Annotated in this window: 16 protein-coding genes; 1 reads left to right on the top strand and 15 read right to left on the bottom strand. The window is 58.2% G+C overall.

Annotated features, from left to right (window positions below; translation table 11 throughout):
* Positions 1-368: 368 nt before the first annotated feature.
* The 15 genes from rffA to AB4O16_RS17625 all read right to left on the bottom strand — a co-directional run bounded on the left by rffA (position 369) and on the right by AB4O16_RS17625 (position 12,603).
* Complete coding sequence (rffA, locus tag AB4O16_RS17695; protein ID WP_460158070.1) at positions 369-1,511, bottom strand: dTDP-4-amino-4,6-dideoxygalactose transaminase; 1,143 nt, start codon at positions 1,509-1,511, stop codon at positions 369-371.
* A 70-nt stretch (positions 1,512-1,581) separates the two neighbouring features.
* Complete coding sequence (locus AB4O16_RS17690; RefSeq protein WP_460155426.1) at positions 1,582-2,385, bottom strand: class I SAM-dependent methyltransferase; 804 nt, start codon at positions 2,383-2,385, stop codon at positions 1,582-1,584.
* A gap of 68 nt (positions 2,386-2,453) precedes the next feature.
* On the bottom strand, positions 2,454-2,864 hold the full coding sequence (locus tag AB4O16_RS17685; protein ID WP_460155425.1) for a GtrA family protein: 411 nt from the start codon (positions 2,862-2,864) through the stop codon (positions 2,454-2,456).
* A 5-nt stretch (positions 2,865-2,869) separates the two neighbouring features.
* A complete protein-coding gene (locus tag AB4O16_RS17680; protein ID WP_460155424.1) occupies positions 2,870-3,790 on the bottom strand; it encodes a glycoside hydrolase family protein in 921 nt (306 codons plus the stop codon).
* Between the two features lie 30 nt (positions 3,791-3,820).
* Positions 3,821-4,483 carry an acetyltransferase gene (locus AB4O16_RS17675; protein WP_460155423.1) on the bottom strand — a complete coding sequence of 221 codons (663 nt, stop codon included), beginning with the start codon at positions 4,481-4,483 and terminating at the stop codon, positions 3,821-3,823.
* Positions 4,480-5,421, bottom strand: coding sequence for a glycosyltransferase family 2 protein (locus AB4O16_RS17670; protein WP_460155422.1), 942 nt, complete (start codon positions 5,419-5,421; stop codon positions 4,480-4,482). The genes AB4O16_RS17675 and AB4O16_RS17670 overlap by 4 nt, the downstream gene beginning before the upstream one ends.
* Positions 5,418-6,110 (bottom strand): WbqC family protein, encoded by a 693-nt coding sequence (locus AB4O16_RS17665; protein ID WP_460155421.1) that lies wholly within the window; start codon positions 6,108-6,110, stop codon positions 5,418-5,420. The genes AB4O16_RS17670 and AB4O16_RS17665 overlap by 4 nt, the downstream gene beginning before the upstream one ends.
* A complete protein-coding gene (locus tag AB4O16_RS17660; RefSeq protein WP_460155420.1) occupies positions 6,107-7,372 on the bottom strand; it encodes a hypothetical protein in 1,266 nt (421 codons plus the stop codon). Before AB4O16_RS17660 ends, AB4O16_RS17665 begins: the two co-directional genes overlap by 4 nt.
* Positions 7,373-7,665: 293 nt before the next feature.
* On the bottom strand, positions 7,666-8,376 hold the full coding sequence (locus AB4O16_RS17655) for an SDR family NAD(P)-dependent oxidoreductase (RefSeq protein ID WP_460155419.1): 711 nt from the start codon (positions 8,374-8,376) through the stop codon (positions 7,666-7,668).
* 45 nt (positions 8,377-8,421) lie between these two features.
* Complete coding sequence (locus AB4O16_RS17650) at positions 8,422-9,078, bottom strand: DsbA family oxidoreductase (protein ID WP_160390727.1); 657 nt, start codon at positions 9,076-9,078, stop codon at positions 8,422-8,424.
* The gene (locus AB4O16_RS17645) at positions 9,075-9,296 is read right to left on the bottom strand and encodes a tautomerase family protein (RefSeq protein ID WP_007972813.1); all 222 of its coding nucleotides are present in this window, start codon (positions 9,294-9,296) and stop codon (positions 9,075-9,077) included. Before AB4O16_RS17645 ends, AB4O16_RS17650 begins: the two co-directional genes overlap by 4 nt.
* A gap of 220 nt (positions 9,297-9,516) precedes the next feature.
* Positions 9,517-9,801 (bottom strand): helix-turn-helix domain-containing protein, encoded by a 285-nt coding sequence (locus AB4O16_RS17640; RefSeq protein WP_008003166.1) that lies wholly within the window; start codon positions 9,799-9,801, stop codon positions 9,517-9,519.
* On the bottom strand, positions 9,791-10,108 hold the full coding sequence (locus AB4O16_RS17635) for a transcriptional regulator (protein WP_460158069.1): 318 nt from the start codon (positions 10,106-10,108) through the stop codon (positions 9,791-9,793). The genes AB4O16_RS17640 and AB4O16_RS17635 overlap by 11 nt, the downstream gene beginning before the upstream one ends.
* Before the next feature lie 275 nt (positions 10,109-10,383).
* Positions 10,384-11,670, bottom strand: coding sequence for an OprD family porin (locus tag AB4O16_RS17630; RefSeq protein WP_460155418.1), 1,287 nt, complete (start codon positions 11,668-11,670; stop codon positions 10,384-10,386).
* A gap of 261 nt (positions 11,671-11,931) precedes the next feature.
* Positions 11,932-12,603, bottom strand: coding sequence for a DsbA family protein (locus AB4O16_RS17625; protein ID WP_460155417.1), 672 nt, complete (start codon positions 12,601-12,603; stop codon positions 11,932-11,934).
* A gap of 263 nt (positions 12,604-12,866) precedes the next feature.
* On the opposite strand from AB4O16_RS17625, the gene AB4O16_RS17620 reads away from it, so the two are divergent.
* Positions 12,867-14,960, top strand: a complete 2,094-nt coding sequence (locus tag AB4O16_RS17620; protein WP_460155416.1) for a TonB-dependent receptor — start codon at positions 12,867-12,869, stop codon at positions 14,958-14,960.
* The last annotated feature ends 26 nt before the right edge of the window (positions 14,961-14,986 follow it).

Genomic DNA, 14,986 nt, shown 5'->3' with positions numbered 1-14,986 from the left:
TTTTTGTTTCTGGGGTTTCATACCCGATTTGCTCAATGCTTTTCAATTGATTGGAGTTGGCGGCAGCCTTTTTGACTGGCACCTCGCTGCACTTTTGGGTGGGCTCCCGCGCTTGTTTTTCGCCGAAAGGACTCCCCATAGAGCAACACAGGGGGACTGATTGGGGGGCGGCCCGTTCAGCAGCCTGCTTACCTGGTCGATGTGGCTTCATCCACCGATGTTTGAACGGCGGTTTCCCACGCGACAAGCACGCACACTGGCGCAGTGCCTGGCCTTCCCGGACTACAAAGAACGCACCGAGCCTTAAGCCATTGCGATAAAACCCGGATTCGGGATCGTGCCGAACTCCGGCAAGCGTGCTTGTCGAATCAGCGACACAGTTCGTCCCGCAAGACTTCCACCACACGTTCCTGCTGCTCGTCCGACATACCTACCCACAGCGGCAGTCGCAGCAAGCGTTCCGAGAGGCTCACCGTGTTGTCCATGGAGCCATGGACACGGCCGTAACGCTGGCCAGCCGGCGAGGAGTGCAGGGGCACGTAATGGAAGACCGAATTGATTCCCTCTCGCTTGAGGCCATCGAGCACCGGCTGTCGCGGCACGTCTGCGGGCAGCAGCACGTAGTACATGTGCGCGTTGTGCTGGCAGTCGGCCGGTACGATAGGGCGGCGCAGTGCCCCGCTGGCTTCCAGCGGCGCCAGCAATTCGTGATAGCGCTGCCAGATGACAAGCCGCGCCTGCGTGATGTGTTCGGCCTCTTCCAACTGCGCCCAGAGAAACGCGGCAGTCACGTCCCCTGGAAGGAATGACGAGCCGACTTCCTGCCAAGTGTATTTGTCGACCTCGCCGCGGAAGAAGCGGCTACGGTCAGTGCCTTTTTCGCGGATGATTTCTGCGCGCAACACATACGCAGGATCATTGACGAGCAATGCGCCGCCCTCGCCCGAAATGACGTTCTTGGTCTCATGGAAGCTGAAGGCGCCGAAGTCCCCGATACTGCCCAGAGCCCGCCCCTTGTAAGCGGCCATGACTCCCTGTGCCGCATCCTCGACCACCTTCAGGTTGTGGCGCCGGGCGATCTCCATGATCGTGTCCATCTCGCAACTCACGCCCGCATAATGAACCGGTACGATTGCCTTGGTGCGCGGAGTGATGGCCGCCTCGATCAACGTCTCATCCAGGTTCAAGGTATCTGGCCGGATATCGACGAACACGGGAACGCCGCCGCGCAAAACGAAGGCATTGGCCGTGGAAACGAACGTGTACGAGGGCATGATGATCTCGTCGCCCGCCTCGATGTCCAACAACAACGCGGACATTTCCAGCGCTGCCGTGCACGAGTGGGTCAGCAAGACCTTGCTCGAACCGGTACGTTCGGTCATCCAGTCATGGCACCGCTTGGTGAACGGGCCATCGCCGGCGAGAATATTGCCGAACTTGGCTTCAGCGATGTAATAAAGCTCTTTCCCCGTCATGTAGGGGCGATTGAACTGGATCGTTTTGTCTTCCATCATTTGAGCCTTCGCACGCAAATTTTAATCGGGTCGAACCAGACTCACGTCGTTATGCAAAGCGGGGGCATCATCCACTCTTTTTCTGGACGACAACCAGCCTGGAAGCACCGACCGGAAAGCTCACGCCCACCTTGATGAGCAAACTCTCCAGCCACATCACGAAACCAAACAGCACATTGAGCGCCTTGGGTACCGCTAATTCGGCGGTCTCGCTCGTATCGCCCCGCTGTTGCTTCTTGGCGCCGCGTGAAATCATCATCGCCGGCAGCAGTAACGAGACGAACGATGTGCTGCGCACGACGGAAAACCCCGCCTCTTCCATCTTGCGATGCAGGTCGGCGGCATCGTAGCGCCGCACATGGCAGGAATATTCATCCACCTGGCTCCACAGCCACTGATGCTGGGGCACGGTCAACAGCAGGATTCCCCCGGGCTTCAGGGCACGGTGCATCTGCTGGAGCACCACGGTATCGGCCTCGATGTGCTCGAGAACATCGAACGCGCCAATCACTTCGAACTCGTCGATGTAAGGGATTTCGCGCGCATCCATCTGCACGAACTCCGCACCGGGCAAGCGCGAGGAGGCAAACTTCAGCCCGGTCGAGAACATCTCGCTGCCAAGCAACCTGGCCTTCGGAAACGCCGCGGCGACCTGACTCAGAATAAAGCCGGTACCGCACCCGATTTCCAGAAATGAACGCATGCGCGGCGCATATTTCGTCAGCGCCCATGTAATCAACCTGCCACGCGCCCGGAACCAGAAATGGCCGCTTTCAAGATGCGCGTAGGTATCGTAGAAGTCGGCCTTGAAGCCCTCCTCCTTGTCCTCGAGCTCTGGCGCAAACGCGGCAAAACCGTTCTTTCGAGCCACCTGATGTCCACACTGGACGCATGTCCATTGCTCCGAGGCGTACGGCGTCTCGCATTCAGAACAAATCTTCACGCCTGGTTCCCATTCGGTTGGTCATGACGAAAGACGAATAGCTTGAAGACGACGAACAAGAAACCTCCTACAACGAAAATGGCAGCGGCCTGGACCCACTGGTGAGGATATCCCAGCTTGTCGACGAACACCGTCAGCAAGGCCAGGTTGAGCAGGTAGCCGGCTGCGTGCGCCAGACCAAAGCGCCATGCCGTCCCCACGACGTTGCCGCGATGCTCGAACGCCCAGTTGCGGTTGCCCAGGAAGCTGATGCAGATGCCAATCACGTACAGGAAGCTCATGGCCAGCTTGAATGGGATGCCCAGCCACGTCAATGCCAGGTAGGCCGCATAACCGATGGCATTGCAGGCGACGCCGACGACTGCGTAACGGAGCATGGGCCTGATCACGGGCAGCCAGCGCTGCATTGGAATCACTCGTCTCCCCAGACGGCGATCCCGAAACCCGTCTTGCCATAGCCGTTGCCGTTATAAAGCATGTAGCGTCGACCGTCATGATCGAAGACGAACGGGTAACAGATCATTTCCGAATCCCAACCCGATTCCGATACGTCGATTCCCACCTGCTCATCGTGTCGCGTCCATTGCACGCCATCCAACGAGGTCGCGTAGCGGATCCGGTAGGTGGGGCAGTCCTTCGTGGCCCTGGAGCAGAACCACATCCGGTACATGTCCGCATCCTTGATCACGCGCGGCACACCCAGGGCGTACTCGTGTTCGTCACGGAACTCGATGGCAACCGTGCCGTTGCGCTCCCACTCGATGCCGTCGGCGGACTCGGCATACTCGAGATGATAGAAGTGCTTCGCTTCCGCAGGGCCTTGCTCCCATCGCACACAGGAGGTGAACCAGGCCCTGAAGCGTCCGGCTTCGAACTGCACTTCGGGAGTGGCGACGAAGTGAGGAAGATCGCGGGTGCGGTCGATGACGGGGCCGCGGAACAGCCTCTCGAAGCGCTGGGTGGCCTCGTTCCATTCGGCCAGGCCGATGGAATTGCGGATCTTCACCGTCACACCCAGGTTGATCCCGGTGTAGTACAGCAGCTTGCGGCCACCGACGTTGACGATCGAGTTGGGCAAGGCGCCACTGTCGTCGAAACATCCGAGGTCGCCCGGTTCGAGGACCGGATCCGGATGGACGCGCAAGACCTTGGTCGGGTCCCGCATGTCGATCTCGAGGAAGCCGCCGTGTCCGCGATTAGTCTTGTCACGCGATGAGAAATAGATGCGATACAGATCGCCGTTCACCTGCTCGGCAATGGGAATCATCGCGTGTGAATACAACCAATCGCTCTGCCCTTCTGCGCAGAATATCTTTCCTAGTTTTTTCCACATGGGATGTCTTCACGCCAATTATGAGGTTCTTCAGATGTTCCTGACGCGGGTACTCGGCACGCGCGACCGTTCGGTGGCTTGTCCAACGTACACGCCTTCGGCAGCGACATCTCCAAGAATCAGGGCGCCAGCGCCGATGATGCATTTTTCGCCGATGGTGACGTGATCGCGAAGGGTCGCGTTGACGCCGAGAAAACAGCTTTCCCCGATCGTCACACGGCCGGATACGACGATGTGCGAGGCCAGGAAACAGTGGTCCTCGATACGCGAATGATGTCCGACATGATTGCCGCTCCACAGGGTCACGTTGTTGCCGATGCTCACGAAGGGCTGAACGGTATTGTCTTCGAGGATGAAGCAATTCTCGCCGATGTCCTCTGTCAGCACCGTGGCTCGCGAACTGATGTAGCTGACCATTTCGTAGCCCAGCGCCTTGACTGCCAGATATTTTTCCTTGCGGATCTGGTTGAGTTTGGAATAGCCGAGCGCGACGAAAAAGACATACCGGTCTGGCGGGTAGGTCCGGGTGACTTCATCGAATGCCACCACCGGAAATCCCTTGAAGCTCTTGTCGGCCGGCATGTAGTCGGGATCGACGGCAAACGCCTCGACCTGATAGGCGGAGTCGTTGGAAAAATAATAGAGTGCGAGCTCCGCGGCGTCGGTGAGACCAAAAATAATCAGTTTTTTCATTCGATGCTCCGCGCCTCAGCCTGACGGTAGACGTGCCGGACGATAGTGTAGGGTCTCTGCTTGACTTCGGAATAGATCTTGGCGAGATAAATCCCGACCACGCCGACGAATGCGATGATCAGGCCGCCGAGCAGCCAGATCGAAGCCATCAACGACGTATAGCCGCTGGGTGGGCTCGCCAGGAGCAGCCAGTTGACGACGAGAAAAGTCGTGTAGGCGGCCGACAGCAGGAAGATCGCGCAGCCCACGCCGAAGATGCCCACCAGCGGTGCACTGCTGAAGGCAGTGATCGAATTGACCAGTTGCGCCACTTTCTTGCCCAGCGTGTAGGTCGTCTCGTCACGACTGCGCTTGTCGATGACCTGCGCACGCTGATCGAAGCCAGTGATGACCCACAGGCCCGCCATGAACAACTCGCGTTCGTCGTGCTGAATCAGCGCGTCCACATAGCGGCGCGACATCAGCCTGGCGACGACGATATTGTCGGGCATATCCAGCCCGCTGAGGAAACGGAAGAGCTTGTAGAACACCTGCCCGGTCCAGCGCTCGAAGTGCTTGCCTTTTCGCTGCTGCTGGACACCGTAGACCACATCGGCCTTTTCGCGCTCCATCTGCTCGCTGAACGAGAGCAACCATGCCGGATCTTCCTCCAGGTCGCTATCGAGCAGGAAGACACGTTCACCGCGGGCATGTCGCAGGCCCGTCATCATGGCCTTGTGGTGGCCGAAGTTGCGCGAGAGATCGACGACCACCACGTGGTGATCGGCTTCGCTCAACTGGACGGCCAGTTCCAGGCTTGAATCGGGCGAGCCGTCGTTGACCAGTACGATCTCGTAATCGTCTCCAACCAGTTGTTGTGCCGCCTGGCTTGCACGCAGATGGAACTCCTCGATGAACTTGGCCGAGCGGTACAGCGTGGCGACGATGGAAAGCTTCATGCTTTGACATGCCTCATGTAACGGCGCGAGTCCTTGCCGCAATTGAACAGCAGATCCAGGACGGTGACGCCATGGGTGAATTCCCCCCAGAGTTGCGGATACTCGGGGAAGCCGGCGTAATCGAACCATTGCAGCGCAATGCCGGCGTCGTCGAACAGCGGCGCCTCGATGTAGTCCTTTGCCGCCGGCCCCGACAGGTAGTGCGTCGCACCGGCCTGCTGACAAAGGTCCACCAGGCGGGCAGTCCGGGTTTTATCGCTGGCAGACTTATAGTCCCAGCAATTGGTAATGCGGGTTCCAATACCGATGTATCGGCAAATCGCTTCCATGAACTTGCGGTTCATCGACGACAGCCCCGTGTGGGTCTCCGCCAGATAGAGCGGCTCGAGCCACTGGGCGACCTCATCGAAGAAAGGCGCTCGCCGATAGTTGCTCTGCAGCGTTTTCCAGTGTTTGACCTGCCAGGCAGGGGCCAACTCGACATCGCGAATGCGGCGACTGATGCCTTGCCCGACAGGCACGCTGAGCCACTGGACGCCTTGCGGCGTCTTGATCTGGTTGCGATTGCGCCAGTCGTTCTTGGTGAACTGCATGTCGTCGTAGAGGATGAACTCATCGACCGCAGCGATCATGTCGAAATAGCCCTTCCAGGGTATGTAGTTCGACTGGAGAATCGCGACGGTCTTCATGGCTGCTTGACGCTCGCGTCCCAGGCGCCCGGGAAGTAACACCCCTGGCATTTTGCCTGCGCGACCTGCTGGAGATGGAAGGAAATGCAGAACAACAGCGCCAGCGCCCAGAAACGCAATGCAGCCGGTGAAGGTTTGAATGCAAAATTCAGAACGATCGCGACGAAAACCGGTGCCATCAGCAGGTAGTCATACAGGTACGGATGAATGGCAACGGCCTGCGGCCACAGCAGGCCGGTCATCACGTATTGCGAAAAAAGCAGGAAGTAGAACATGCCAATGCCGGCCAACGGGGAGCTCCCCGCCGGTGCCGCAACGCCGGCAGGTTCACGCCGTTTGATCATGCGCAAACAGGCCAACTGGGCTACCAGGAACAGGATCGGCACGGCAATGGTCCCAAATGGCCGCGGGAACTGCGGAACAAGTACCGACTTCAGGACGTTGGTGAAATACGTGGTGTCGCCATCCAGGCCAGCGCGAAACAGCCAGCTGCTGTTGGACGAGGTGAAACCCAGCGCCTTCGATATCAGCGGGGACGGCAGATAGAAGGCAACGGCCGCAACGAGGGCCACCAATGCCAGACGACACATCCGTCTGTCGAGACCGTCGCTGCGGCATGCCCAAACCAGCAAGGCGAGGCCCAGCAACGCTGCCGAGATCGGAGTAAACACGGCAAACAACACGATCACTGTCATGACCGCCGTGGACCGTTCCTGATTTTTCCAGATAAAGAACGCAGCCAGCGCCTGGGACGCAAATATCAATGGGAACGTATTGTCGACGTTGAATCGGGCCGAAGAAATCCAGAATCCCGGCATCGACACCATGAATACGACCGATAACAGAATCAGCAGTCCCTGACCGAATGCCAGGCGCTTTTCCACCAGACGGGACAGAAAAAAGAACGTAACGCCTGCCAGCGAAATGATGTTCAGGAAAGCCCCTGTCACTCTCATCGGTAATGCCGACACATACATTTCCACTTTATAGAGGGCGTACATGTAGAACAGATAAGCCGTGGAGTGGTTGGAATACGCGATCTTTTTTGCGTAGTCCTCCATCGAATAGAAGACGAGGAAGCCGTGCTGCGAAAAAGCGTGTTGCTCCCAGATGGGGAACGTGAAGTTTCTCAGGCGCTCGGGCTGGGTCGCAATCTGGCTTGCCGCTTCCCGGAAGCCCAGGGAGTAGACCACGCCGATGGTTATGACGATTGCCAGCAAGTATAAGCAGGAGAAAAGCTTATTATTTTTTATAAAGATCATCTGTTCCAGTATTCGCAATACGCTTGGGATAATGGGTGCCAGTGCGGGAGGCCCAACGCGGCATTTGCTGCCAAACGAGGTAGAATCGGGTAGCGATCGGGGGAAAGGCCCGTAGTATAAGGGATTACGGTCAGGCGGCAGCGCGATCATAATCTAGATGTACGGTCTGGTGAAGCGCTCCTCGTAGTGAATGGCGAATTGATTCTTCGTGCTTTTCCTGCCGGCACCCTACAAAACTAAGCCCCTGCAAAACTGCAGGGGCTTAGTTGTTTCCGGGGTCTGTAAAAGCGCTTTTAATGCCCCGCGCTCTGCCCACCATCCACATGCAGGATTTCGCCGGTAACGAACTTGGCGCCGTCCAGATACACGACCGCTTGCGCAATGTCATCGACCTCGCCCATGTGCCCGACCGGGTGCAGGCTGCCCAGTGCTGCGTGAGTTTCCTCGCCATGCATCGGGGTCTTGATGATGCCTGGGCTGACCGCGTTCACCCGGATCCCGCGCTTGGCGTATTCGATGGCCAGGGATCTGGTTGCCGCGTTGAGGCCGCCTTTGGTCAGCGATGCAAGCACCGATGGCACGCCGTCGATGGCGTGGTCCACCAGGCTGGTGGTGATGTTGACGACGTGGCCGCTGCCCTGTTTTTCCATCTCGGCGATGGCGAGTTGGGTGATGTAGAAGAAGCCATTGACGTTCACCGACAACACATTGGCGTAGTCTTCTGCGGTGTACGCGGTGAAGGGCTTGGCGATGAAGATCCCGGCGTTGTTGACCAGGGTATCGATGCGACCGAAACGGGACATCGCTTCACGGATGACACGCTGGGCGGTTTCCGGCTCGCCGATGTCACCGGCCACGGTGAGAATGTCCGGATCGCTGGACGGTTTGATCGAGCGCGAAGTGGCGACGATCCGGTAACCGAGTTCACGAAAGGCTTTGACCATACCGTCGCCGAGACCCTGGGACGCACCGGTGATGACGATGACCTTTTTCGAAATGCTCATGATGAAGACCTCTGACAATCAAGAATGGGGGTAGAAAATCGGTAATCAGGCTTCGGCCGGTGCCTTGGCCATTTGTCGCAACATCTGTTCGTAGTACTCGACCGATTGCGAACCGGACACCAGGTGGTGACCGTTGAGCACCATCGCCGGGACCGAATTGATGCCGCGCTGCTGGTAATACGTTTCAAGCTCCCGCACTTCGTCGGCGAACGCACCGGACGCCAGCACCTCTTGTGCACTTGCCCCATCCAGCCCCGCTTCAGTCGCCAGCCGCACCAGGGTTTGCTGATCGCTCGGGTTCTGGCCCGCGCTGAAGTAGGCCTGTAGCAACACCTTCTTCAGCTCGACCTGCCGCCCTTCCTGCAACGCCCACAGCAACAAGCGGTGCGCATCGAAGGTGTTGTAGAAATGTGTGCGCTTCTCCAGATCGAATTTGAAACCGATGGCCTCGCCGCGAGCGATCTGCATGGCCTTGCCAGCAGCGACTTCGTCGGCGGTTCTGCCGTACTTGCGCATCAAGTGCTCGACCGCTTGCTCACCTTCGACCGGCATGTTCGGGTTCAGCTCGAACGGCTTGTAGGTCAGCTCGACCGAGACTTCCCCGGCCACGTTCTCGATTGCCTGCTCCAGCGCCGTCGCTCCCAGCGCGCACCAGGGGCACACCACATCGGAGATGAAATCGATGGTGACCGACGCCGTCATGACTTGCCCTCCGCCTCGGCCAGTTGCTTGCGGTACTGAGTGGTGGTGATACCGGCGTAACCCCAGTTATCGGTGTCGACTTCCTCGATCACGATGTGGGTCAGGTCAGGGCGTTTGTTGAGGACGCGTTCCAGTGTTTCAGTGATTTCGGCAATCACCTGAGCTTTCTGCTCAGTGGTAACACCATCGCGGGTGATGCGTACGGTTACGAAAGGCATGAGGGAAACTCCAGTGACCTTCCCGTCGGGATGATGGGAGAGGCGTTGGAGATGAATGTAGGGGGTTATGTCAGGGTGAAAAAGGTGGGGGCGGGAACTTCATTCGTTACGTGGTGTAATGAATAAAGGAGTAGGCATACAAATGGGCTGGCGCCCATCGAGAGACCTGCCGAGCTTCTCAATTTCGGCGATGTGTTTAGAAGGGAATATGCCTTCTTAGCTAAATCGCTTGAAGGTCACGCAATGCCTCAGGATGCTGACTCGCCACACGCAACAGCGTCTGCGCCGCTCCCGTCGGTTGCCGCCGCCCCTGCTCCCAATCCTGCAACGTTCGCAAACTGACTCCAATCAGCTTGGCGAATGCGCTTTGAGATACACCGACTTTGGCCCGCGCTTCAGCTGCTGCAGACAACGGCACCTCTGTCACACGAGCGGCTTTGCCCGCTTTCATTTGACGCACAGAATCCAGCAAGTCCTGCTGGAATTGCTCCAGTTCATTGACCATTGCTGATTTCCTCCTTCAGTTGCTTGAGGAAGGCTGCGGGTAAATTGTCGAACTTCGCCTTGGTGTAGGCGATTAACAACCAGATTGAGCCTTCAGAAAGCGTGTTGTAGTAAATGATACGGGTACCGCCTCGTTTGCCCATCCCGCTACGGGACCAACGGACCTTGCGAAGACCACCGCTGCCAGGAACCACGTCGCCGGCCAACGGATTAGCTGCCAGCCAGGTAATGAATTCATGACGTTCGCCATCGTCCCAGATGGATTCAGCATAACGCTTGAAAATTTCGGTTTCGATAATCGTGAACATGAACATGAACATGAACATGAACATGAACATGAACCTAACTATACGGCATTGCCGTATATGCGAGCAATCGATTTGAAGTGCTAAGACGTGTCGCAATTTTTCACTTTTTGCGACACGTCTTCCGAACATGTCGCCGCGGACGACACGTTCGCCAGACGTGTTACCAAAATCGAGTTTTGACGACATGAGCACATCAACAGCACAAAAAAGCCCCGAACCAGTCGGGGCTTCTTCACTCTCAGCCTTGCATCAGGCCTCGACACCACAACCCATCATCAAAAAATATTGATCGGGTAATCCACAAACACACGCACTTCGTTGCCGCTGACGTTGTACTCGCTCGACTTCTGCGACACGCGCAGGACCGAGCTGCGCAGTTTCACGCTGAGGTCTTTGGCCGGGCCGCTTTGGACGACGTATTTGATCTGATTGAAGATCTCGCGCTCGGTGCCGCCTTCGCTGGTGGAGGTGGTGATGTTGTCACCGCGCACGTAGGCGAAGTTGTAGCTCAGGCCCGGTACACCGAAGGTGCTGAAGTCCAGGCCGTAGCCAAGCTGCCAGCTGCGTTCGTCTTCGGCATTGAAGTCCGACCAGTAAGAGTTCGCCAGGTAGATGGTGTTGCCACCGTCGCCGACGCGACCCTGGTCTTTCTGGTAGCCGCCGTAGGCGTAGCCCAGGTTGCTGTCGCCGGTGCTGCGCTGGTGCGCGAGGGTGAACGAGTGCGGGCCGGTGATGAAGGTGGCCGCCAGGCTCCAGATCTTGTTGTCGTCGCCGGTGATACCGTTGTCGCGGACGTAGGAATCGTCCAGCTTGGTGCGGTAGCCGTTGAAGTCCAGGGTCAGGGACTGATCCTTGTCGATCGGAAACACGTAGTTGGCGTTCACGTATTGTTTCTTCAGCACGTCTTCGACGTCGGAAGCGTAGAGCGCGGCCTTGAATTGCTCGGTGAACTGGTAGCTACCGCCCAACACGTTGATCGACTTCAGGCCACCGCTGTCGCGGCCTTCAGCGCTTTTACGCGATTCGGCGGTGAAGCGACCGGCGTCCAGTTGCAGGCCTTTGATCTCCCCGGAGGTGATCAAGGTACCGGTGTAGCTTTCCGGCAGCAGGCGCGAGTTGTCGTAGTTCAGCACCGGCAAGGCCGGCATCTGGTCACCGTAAGTCAGGGTGGTGCTGGACAGGCGGAACTTGATCGCTGCGCCGCCCTTGGACAGGTCGTCCGCCGGCTCGCCGCTGGCGCCCTTCTTGAAGAAGTCGATGCCTTGCGCGCCGCTACGGTCTTCGCTGCGTTCCAGGTTCAGGGCGTACAGGCCGAAAGCGTCCACACCCACACCGACGGTGCCTTGGGTGAAGCCGGACGAGAACGTGCCGATGGCCGCCTGGCCCCACTCGGATTTGTCCGGGTTACCGTCTTTGTAATCACGGTTCATGTAGGCATTGCGCAGCAGCACTTTGAGGCTGCTGTCTTGAACAAAACCCTTGGATTCGGCCTGGTCGTTAGCCATGGCCTGTGAAGCGCTCAAAATCCCCAGAGCGATCAGGCTGATTCGCTTGTTCAACATTTTGTTTTTTTCCTTAGTACGGTTGATACGCGCTGTGTCGAACGGCTGAAACGGCGCTATCGCGCTCTTTTTTCAAGGCGAAAACAAAAAGGCCCGCCCACGATTTCTCGCGGCGGGCCTTTTTATTGTTTTCGAGTCGTGGCGGTCGGCCACAGGCGTTGGGCCGAATCGTAGCTGCGAGCTCAACAATGTGTCAATTTCATGAATCGTCTACAAACAGGCAAAAAACGTCTAGGAAGTTGCTTTACGCGGCAGGATTATTCAATCGACGCAGCCATCCAGGCCACAGGCTGCTACGGGACCGGATGAGTGCTGCTCCGGCGACGACTGACCCAGCCATTGCGCAAACGCCTGGGGTTTACCCAGCCATGGCCCGATATCGATCAGGGTGAATTGCTCATCGTGCTCAAGCACCAGGGTCGGAAAACCCTGCCCGCCAACCTTGGCCAGTAACGCCCGGCTGTCCCGGATATGGCTTTCGGTGTCGACCATCCTGAAGGCTCTTTCGAAGTCTTGAGGATCCAGCCCCATGCCGTGGGCCAGTTCAAACAAGACCGACTCGTCGGCGATGCGGCGCCCTTCCACGTAGTGAGCACTTTGCAGACGCCCCAGCAACTCCAGCCCGCGACCGGCCATTTGCTCGGCAGCCAGCACCGCGGCGATGGGTGGAGTCGAGTCGAATACGGCAGTGTGATCACGCAACAAACCTTCGAAATAGGCTTCGCCGAACGGCTGCCCGCTGTATTCGGCAATGCGCCGGTCGTGAGGCATGACGTAACTGCGCAGTTGTGGCGAAACCTTTTGCCGATTGGCCCCCGTCATCATGCCGCCACCGTGGGCAAGCACCGGCAGCACAGCCTGGGCGGCTTGCACCAGCGGTTTGGCGCCGTAGCACCAACCGCACAACGGGTCGTAGATGTAATGCAGGATCATGGGAAAGCTCCGACAGAAACTCAGGAAAATTCGATGTCGACAGGTTAGTGCCACAACGGTCCCGGAAAAACGCCGGATCGGCTTTCAGTCTGTTGCTTGAATCGGTCGAATGGCTGCGCAAACACTTTGTATGGATTCAGACATAATTCGAAACAATCAAATGAGATAAATTCTCAATAACGACTAACGGCGGTAAATGACAAGCATTACTATTCGCACCCTCCAGATGCTTCAACCTAAAAATCCTACGGATGCGCTCTTCAATGCCTGCCCCTTTTCGCCTTGCGCCCTACAGCCTTGGGCTCTCTGCCTTGTTGTCTGCCGGTTTTTCCTACGCTGCACCGACCACCCTGCCTGCCACCTCGATCAGCGCCGAAGCTGAAGCCGACGACCCGCGCGTGACCCAAACCAGCACGGCGACCCGGACTGCTACACCGGTGCGCTACGTGCCACAAGCCATCGACTCGATCAAAACCTCGAACGTAGTGGATTACGGCACCAACGATCTAGGCACCGCGCTCAGCGGCATCCCCAACGTCAGCAGCGGCGCCGACACTCGCTTCGACAGCCTGCGCATCCGTGGTTTCGACGCCAGCAACGACTTCTATCTCGATGGCATTCGCGACGACAGCCAGTACGTGCGCGACTTGCACAACATTGAACGCATCGACGTTCTGAAAGGCCCCGCCGCCGTGCTGTATGGCCGTGGCAGCCAGGGCGGCATCGTCAACCGGGTGAGCAAACTGCCAGAGTTCGGTCGCCGCTCGACCATCGAGGCCCAGGGTGGCAGCGAGGACTTGCGCAGCCTGTATGCCGACCTCAGCACCGACCCGTCCGAGAACATCAGCCTGCGCCTGAACATGGGCAACATGGACGAGAACAGCTTCCGCGATGGCGTGAGCGGCAATCGCCAGCTGTTCGCGCCTTCGATGAGCTGGCAGCTGACGCCCGACCTGAACTGGCTGGTGCAGTACGAATACAGCCGCTACAACCGCACGCCTGATCGTGGCGTTCCAGGGGTCAACGGTCGCCCGGCCGACGTAGGACGCGATACCACTTATGGCAGCGAAAACGACTTCATCGATGACAAGGCGCAATCCCTGCGCTCGAAACTCACTTATGAACTGAGCGACAACTGGCAACTGCGCCAGACCTTGGGTGTGTTCAAGCTAAACAGCGATTTCGACAATACCTACCTGACCGGCTACGTCCCGGCCACCAACAAGGTCACACGCCAGCACTGGCAGCAGGACCTGAACACCCGCAACGTCTATAACAACGTCGAACTCGAAGGTGGCTTCGATACCTTCGGCCTCGAGCACCGCCTGCTCACCGGCATCGAAATCGGCAGCCAGCGCCGCGACCCGCTGCTGTACACCGCCGCCACTTCCGGGCCGGGCAGTTCAGCGGTGCCGGCGCTGGACCTGAACAACCCCGACCGCAATTTGCGCCATACCGGGCGCATGGTGGTGTCGAGCAACACCCACACCGAGGTCGAGAGCCGTGCGGTGTATGTGCAGGATCAACTGCGCCTGAACGATCAATGGCAATTGCTCGCCGGCCTGCGTTACGACACGTTCGATATCGAGTCGACCAACAAGGTGCGCAATATTTCCGAAGACAGTGACAGCCACAGTACCAGCCCCCGCGTTGGCGTGGTCTGGACGCCGCTGCAAAATCACTCCTTCTACGCCTCCTGGAGCAAGACCTTCTCGCCGGTCGGCGGTGGCTTGATCGGCATCACCCCGGGCGCGGCCGGCAACAGTAACGACCTGAGCCCCGAGCGGACCAAGCAGAAGGAAATCGGCGTGAAAAGTGACTGGCTCGACGATCGCCTGAGCACCACGCTGGCCATCTATGAGCTGGAACTCTACAACCGCCGCACCAGCGATCCGAACAACCCGACCATCACCCTGCTCACTGGCCTGCAACGTTCACGCGGGATCGAGTTGACCGCCGCCGGCAAAATTACCGGCAACTGGTACGTACGCGGTGGCGTGGGTCTGCAGGACGCAACGATCGAGAAAGACAACAACGGCCTGGAAGGCAAGCGCATCAACAACGTGGCCAAGCACAACGGCAGCCTGTTCCTGACCTGGAAACCGGAAATGGGCTGGTACGCCGAAACCGGTCTGACCCTGGTTGGCGACCGTTATGCCGACAACCTCAACACTACCGTATTGCCGGGCTATGGTCGCTGGGATGCGTTGGCCGGTTTCCGCCAGAAGGATTGGGATTTGCGCGCAGCGCTGAACAACATCAGCGACAAGACGTATTACTCCTCGGCGACCAGTGCGTTCCAGATCCAGCCGGGGGCGCCGCGTAGCCTGGTGGTGACGGGCACTTACAGCTTCTAAACACCACAACACTTGTAGGAGCTGGC

It is taken from the genome of Pseudomonas sp. S2_H10 (assembly GCF_054668285.1).
Note: the sequence above shows the minus strand (reverse complement) of the source record. Positions and strands in the feature narration are given on the sequence as shown.